The 6,165-nt window shown below is 36.8% G+C and carries 6 protein-coding genes; 4 read left to right on the top strand and 2 right to left on the bottom strand.

All coding sequences use genetic code 11. From position 1 onward, the window contains the following. Window positions 1-69 precede the first annotated feature (69 nt). A complete protein-coding gene (locus KI363_RS01455) occupies window positions 70-225 on the bottom strand; it encodes a hypothetical protein (protein WP_191967447.1) in 156 nt (51 codons plus the stop codon). A gap of 352 nt (window positions 226-577) precedes the next feature. Here KI363_RS01455 and KI363_RS01460 point away from each other — a divergent pair, with 352 nt between their 5' ends. From KI363_RS01460 to KI363_RS01475, 4 genes are all read left to right on the top strand, one after another. After that, on the top strand, window positions 578-2,524 hold the full coding sequence (locus tag KI363_RS01460) for a TRAP transporter permease (RefSeq protein WP_246516661.1): 1,947 nt from the start codon (window positions 578-580) through the stop codon (window positions 2,522-2,524). Window positions 2,525-2,560: 36 nt separating this feature from the next. Continuing rightward, window positions 2,561-3,568, top strand: coding sequence for a TAXI family TRAP transporter solute-binding subunit (locus KI363_RS01465; protein WP_158322057.1), 1,008 nt, complete (start codon window positions 2,561-2,563; stop codon window positions 3,566-3,568). 153 nt (window positions 3,569-3,721) lie between these two features. Further along, window positions 3,722-4,369 carry a pentapeptide repeat-containing protein gene (locus KI363_RS01470; RefSeq protein WP_158322056.1) on the top strand — a complete coding sequence of 216 codons (648 nt, stop codon included), beginning with the start codon at window positions 3,722-3,724 and terminating at the stop codon, window positions 4,367-4,369. A 199-nt stretch (window positions 4,370-4,568) separates the two neighbouring features. Then, window positions 4,569-4,841 (top strand): YqhV family protein, encoded by a 273-nt coding sequence (locus tag KI363_RS01475; RefSeq protein ID WP_158322055.1) that lies wholly within the window; start codon window positions 4,569-4,571, stop codon window positions 4,839-4,841. 462 nt (window positions 4,842-5,303) lie between these two features. On the opposite strand, the gene KI363_RS01480 is transcribed toward KI363_RS01475, so the two are convergent. After that, window positions 5,304-5,528 (bottom strand): helix-turn-helix domain-containing protein, encoded by a 225-nt coding sequence (locus KI363_RS01480; protein ID WP_158322054.1) that lies wholly within the window; start codon window positions 5,526-5,528, stop codon window positions 5,304-5,306. Between the last annotated feature and the right edge of the window lie 637 nt (window positions 5,529-6,165).

Consider the following 6,165-nt stretch of genomic DNA (forward strand, 5'->3'; position numbering starts at 1 on the left):
TTCATTAGGATTTCAGCTGCCCTTAAAAAGGAAAAAACGACTTTTTTAGGACAGCTAGTAAAGAAAAAATCAACTAGGTTCAACTTCATCATAAGATAAATGCGTAACCTTTGTATATTCCTCTTTTTCCACTTCATTCTTTGTAGCATTTTCTTCTAATTCTTCATGGTCATTCATACCTGGTGCAACTGTAGGCTCGTTCTTTTTTTGCTTTTTCTCTGTCATGTGCTCACACTCCTTGCATCTTAGGTTTTCCCGAAATAGATATACTATGTATTGGCTCGGGTATTATTTATTCTCTACTTCCTGTTTTTTCTGTAAAGCTTCGATAACTAAAATATTATGTTGTCGTTTAACGCTTTTATGCTTTTACGCTTTTTTGTATTGAAGGATCATGATAAGATAAAGGTAGAAAGTATATCTTGCAATAATGAACAGGAACGCGGATATAATCTGCTTCATTTCTATTTTTTTATTTAACTTGACGATATTGACAGAAGAGTTTTCTTATAATAATATACTTTTCTATAATGTTTTAAAATTTCAACTTTTATTGAACAGATCGGAGAGACTTTTAGTGGCAAATCAAGCTGACACATCACAAGAATTAATCGAAAAGGTAGATAGTGAATCAAGAATTAGAAATTATGTTGGAGAAACAGCAAAAATAGTGACGGGAATTGCTATCATTTGGTCATTGTTTCAATTATTTTCTGCCGGTTCCGGTATTTTTGATGCCATCACATTAAGAAGCTGGCATTTATTGTTTCTTTTAATCATGACTTTTCTTTTGTACCCGATTTCAAAGAAAAGTAATCGGAATATCCGCTATCCATCCGTTGTAGATGTTATTTGTATCCTATTATCCATTATTTCGATTGGTTATCTATTACTAAACTACAAAACTATTGTTCTTCGTGGCGGCTTTTTATTGACACCTGATTACATATTCGGCGCAATTGGTATTTTACTTGTATTTGAAGCTGCTAGAAGAGTTGTTGGGAATTTAGCTATATTAGCCCTGATTTTTCTTCTGTATAATTTTCTCGGTCCCTTTATTCCAGGGATGTTCGGACATAGTGGGTTTACTGTTAAAAGAATCATTGATTATCTTTTTTGGGGTAGTGAAGGCATTTTCGGAATAGCCATCGGTGTCTCGGCCACATTTGTCTTTTTATTTATTTTATTCGGAGCTTTTTTAAGCCGAAGTGGGTTTAGCCAATTTATTAATGATCTATCCCTAACGATCGCAGGTCGATCACCAGGCGGACCTGCAAAAGTCGCTGTCATTGCGAGTGCTTTAATGGGCATGATTAACGGTAGTGCAATCGCCAATGTAGCCACAACAGGCACATTAACCATACCGTTAATGAAAAAAAATGGCTATAAAGCCCGTTTTGCAGCTGCAGTTGAAGCTGTTGCCTCAACTGGTGGCCAATTTGCTCCTCCTATTATGGGAGCTGCTGGGTTCGTCATGGCCGAATATTTAGGGGTGTCTTATACCATTGTCATGGTTGCAGCGATTATCCCTGCTTTCCTATATTATCTTGCATTAATCATGGTCGTTCATTTTGAAGCAAAACGATTAGGGCTAAAAGGGATTTCTAAAGAAAATATTCCTAAAGCTTGGGAAGTGATTAAAAAACAAGGTCATTTATCCCTCCCTCTCATTGTTTTGTTAGCCCTTATGTTTATGGGGTATACACCTTTATTTGCCGCGGTATATTCAATTGTAGCCTGCGTTATCGCTAGTTGGTTTCGTAAAGAAACAAGGATGGGTTTAAAAGATATTTTAGCTGCGCTAGCCGAAGGAGCAAAGGGAGCGATTGGTGTTGCGGTTGCATGTGCTGTTATTGGAGTCATTATCGGTACGGTTTCATTAACTGGGCTTGGATTAAATTTCGGCTATAGTGTGATGAACTATACAAATGAAAGTATCTTTATTGCCGCTTTGCTAGTGATGATAATGAGTATTATTTTAGGAATGGGTGTACCAGGGGTTGCAGCCTATGTGATCGTGGCAACCGTAGGGACTCCAGTTCTTATCGAACTTGGTATCACACCTCTTGCTGCCCATATGTTCGTTTTAATTTATGCCTGTTTATCAAATATTACCCCTCCTGTTGCGCTAGCTTCCTATGTAGCGGCAGGTCTTGCGAATACGAATCAAAATCAAGTCTCCATGACCGCTGTAAAATTAGGGATTACAGGCTTTATTTTACCGTTTTTCTTTATTTACGAACCAGCATTATTATTGGGCGGAAGTGATTACACAGCTAGTATTATACCCGCAATAACAGCTAGTATTGGTGTCGTCTCATTAGCTGGTGGTTTGCAAGGATGGTTTTTGGGAAAAGCCAATTTATTGCAAAGAATTTTGTTTGTCGCCATCGGTTTACTCATGATTTCACCAGAACATTTAACAGACGTTATCGGGATTACTTTATTAGTCATCGTTTGTATCTGGCAATTTTTACAAAAGAGAACAATGGCAACTGAACAGAAACAAGTTGCGAATAAATAAAAATTTTTTCATATAGAGGAGAATTAAAATCATACCATGAATAAACAATGGCGTGGCCTTTGGATGGTCGGACTAATTACACTTTTAATGTTGCTTAGTGCTTGTGGAAATAATAATGGAGAAGGAAAAAATGGCAGCAATAAATCTGGAAAGCAAGTAAACTTGAATTTCCCTACTGCTTCTACAACAGGGACAATTTATCCGTTAGGCTCTGCGATGGCGAATCTCTGGAATAACAATGTAGACGGATTACGTGTCAATGCTCAAGCCTCTAAAGGCGGAGTAGAGAATTTAAACCTTATGAAGGAAGGTGAAGCGCAAATTTCTTTTGCCACAGCTGGGATTATCTGGGAAGCCTATAATGGTGAAAGAGGTTTTAAAGATCGCAAATATGACGATGTTCGCATTGTTGCAGGACTTTATTTAAATCCAAACCAAATTGTTGTTAGAAAAGGCGCGGGAATCGATTCTGTTGCAGATTTGAAAGGAAAAAGATTCGCCCCTGGCTCAGTCGGCAGTACACCTGAAGTCGAATCAAGCATCATTTTACCAGCCTATGGAATTGCTTATCCTGATGATATTAAAGAAAACTATGTTGGTTTTACTGAAGCGATTGACTTAATGAGAAATAAGCAAATTGATGGTGCATTGATTCAAGCGGGTTTGCCCACAGCAGGTGTAACAGAAATGATTTCCACAGCTGGTGGACAGCTAATCGGAATCGAAGAGGAAGTTCGTAAACAATTAATGGAAGAATATCCATGGTACACGGAAATGACGATCCCTGCTGATGCGTATGATGATCAGGAAGAGGATGTAGATACGCTTGCGATTAAAATGATGCTTATGGCTGATGCATCAGTCGATGATGAGATGATCTATGAGATGACCAAAACGTTCTGGGAAAATTTAAGTGATCTAGAGGATACCCATTCCATTGTAAAACAAATGAATGTAGAAGAAGCTGTCACTGACCTTGCTGGGATTCCATTGCATGACGGAGCTAAAAAATACTATGAAGAACAAGGTCTATTAAGCGAATAAGTGCCTAGTAAAAACCCGGTCTTCCAACTTTGAGACCGGGTTTTTTACCTCTATACTTAATCTCTCAATTATGTAGAAATGGTTTTCAGCTCTGCTATATTTCAATTAACATAAAAATGAAGTGAGACAATAAACCAAAAAAGGGTGCTGTCATTGAAGAAAGTTAGAATGAGAAAAATACAATCACCAGATTTACCTCAAGACTTAGATGTCTTAACAATTGATAAGGTCGACGATCGTTCTACTTATGAGCTAGTAGAATTTAAAAACTTTCCAAATTCTGTTTATGCTGAGCATGTTCGCTTTCAAGAAATGCGTATCAAGGGAGTGGTCTTCGAAGATATCCAACTTCCCTCTTCCACATGGATTGATGTTGTGTTTGAAAATTGCGACCTTACGAATCTAAATTTGAGTATGGCACGCTTTACACGTGTTGAGTTTGTCCATTGCAAATTGGTTGGCGTTGATTTTGATCAGGCTACATTTAATGATGTTGTATTTTATCAATGTCAAGCTCCCTACTCCTTGTTCAATCTAGCTGAATTTCAAGATGTTCGTTTTGATCAGTGTTTATTAAAAGGAGCTAATTTTATTGATGCAAACATGACATTTTTAGATTTCACTAACTCTGTTATTGAAGATGTTCAGTTTACGGGAACGTCTCTAAGCAATATTGATCTTAGCCAATGTGACTTCACCTTTATTCATGCGGAAGAAAATGACCTGCGCGGTGCTATTATTTCACCTGAACAAGCGGTTGACTTAATTGAGGTATTTGGCTTAAAAGTTAAATATGAGTAAGTAAAAAACGTCTTTGACTAATTTTTAAGCCAAAGACGTTTTTACTTTCAAATGTGTTCTAGTAGCTCTTCTCCACTCAAATGTCATAAAAGAGGATGTTCAAAAAGAAAAAAGTTAATTATACAAAAAATGAATTGACTTGTCCTTAACTTTGTTCTAAATGCATATAATGGATTAGAACATTTAGTGGGAGGAAAAAATGTTTATTTTCTTAGAAAGAACGATTATTATAATGGCACTATTAAGAGTATTGTCGGGAAGTATTGATATATTCGCGGCCTATCTTATGCTTCGATTTAATGACGTACAAAAAGCTCTCATTATTAATAGTTCGCTTGTTTTAGTTGGTCCGATTGTATTCATTATCGCGACAACAGTAGGGCTAGTCGGTTTAACAGGTCAAATTTCCTTATCGAAAATTATCTGGATTTTTGTAGGTGTTGGATGTATTTTATATGGTGTAAAAAGCTAAAAGCAGACGTATCCACTACGCCGGTATATTCTCAAAATAATTTGTTCTATTTTAATGAGTGGATGTTGTGGCATTTTCAACAACAAGATAAAGTGTACCTTTATTTTTCTTTTACAAATACGATCCAGAATTATCTCTATATAAATGGAAAAGGCAGCGTTCTTTGACGAGGTCTTGGCAAATCGATTACCCGGTTCATCGCAATCTTTCCAACCTTATAAGAATGGTCCTATGAGGAAAAAAGCCGGCTCCCAAAAAATGGATAGCCGGATGTGCTTTACTCAACTATAACAGACAGTCTGTTTCCAACCTAAAAACCATATAGAATGAAAAAAGTAACTGCCCATAAAGCTTAGTTGTCCAAGCTTACAGAGAAAATATATCTTTGGCGCCGCGTAGTGACAACGAATTCCCCCTAAATTTTACTTGAAGGGGGGAAACTTCTCTGATAAAAGTTTCACTTTATAACTTTAATTCCCCCATGCGCAGAAGTTCCACGACAGCTTGGGATCGACCTTTTACACCCAATTTTTGCATGGCGTTGGATATATGATTTCGAACTGTTTTTTCGCTAATAAATAATTCTTGTGCAATTTCTCTTGTTGTCTTATCTTGGACGAGCAGCTCGAAAACTTCTCTTTCTCTTTTTGTTAGCAATGGTTTATGTGTGAACTCATTCTCCTTCAACTATTATAACCCTCCTTGCCTTCGCCAGCTTTAAACCGCGGGGATGGGTATTTTTGATTGTCACCTTATCATATGTGAATGAAATAATCGGAGTGACACCCAAAAGGCAAGAAACAGCTAAATAGGCGGTAATCTAGGTATTCAACTATACGATTCAACAATATTTTCAAATTATCTACTGACACTGCACCCATAATCACTATTTCTACCCATCTTCATTAATTCTTTAGACCATGATTTTTCCCTTTGGTCATCATGGCTCCCATACTGTAAAAAACTCCTCCCACTACCCTCATATAATGCAAGTATTGATTGAATGTTCCTTTGGGACAATGGAAAAAAGTAACTTTGTTAAAAATGTTAGGTTGTCTCTGTTTAAAGTGCTAAGGGAAGGGCATTTTTATATATTTACACCTGGGATAATTCTAATAAGAAAGTTATATCGCAAGTATTCTATTACCTGATCTCCTACGTCTTATCCAATAACGTTGTGTGATTCTTAACTAAAAAGAGGCTGGGACAAAACTCCAGTAAATAAAATTAAGGCGTTGGGGCTTACACTTAAAAAGTGTAGACCCCACGCCTTTTTTTGTCGCTATTTTAGTAAACAAAAAGGACACCTTTTGATAAAATTAAA

The organism is Lederbergia ruris (genome assembly GCF_018332955.1).
Classification (GTDB): domain Bacteria; phylum Bacillota; class Bacilli; order Bacillales; family Bacillaceae_C; genus Lederbergia; species Lederbergia ruris.

Coding starts and splice junctions, on each gene's coding strand:
- KI363_RS01455 (WP_191967447.1), bottom strand. CDS start 225: ATGACAGAGAAAAAGCAAAAAAAGAACGAGCCTACAGTTGCACCAGGT.
- KI363_RS01465 (WP_158322057.1), top strand. CDS start 2,561: ATGAATAAACAATGGCGTGGCCTTTGGATGGTCGGACTAATTACACTT.
- KI363_RS01475 (WP_158322055.1), top strand. CDS start 4,569: ATGTTTATTTTCTTAGAAAGAACGATTATTATAATGGCACTATTAAGA.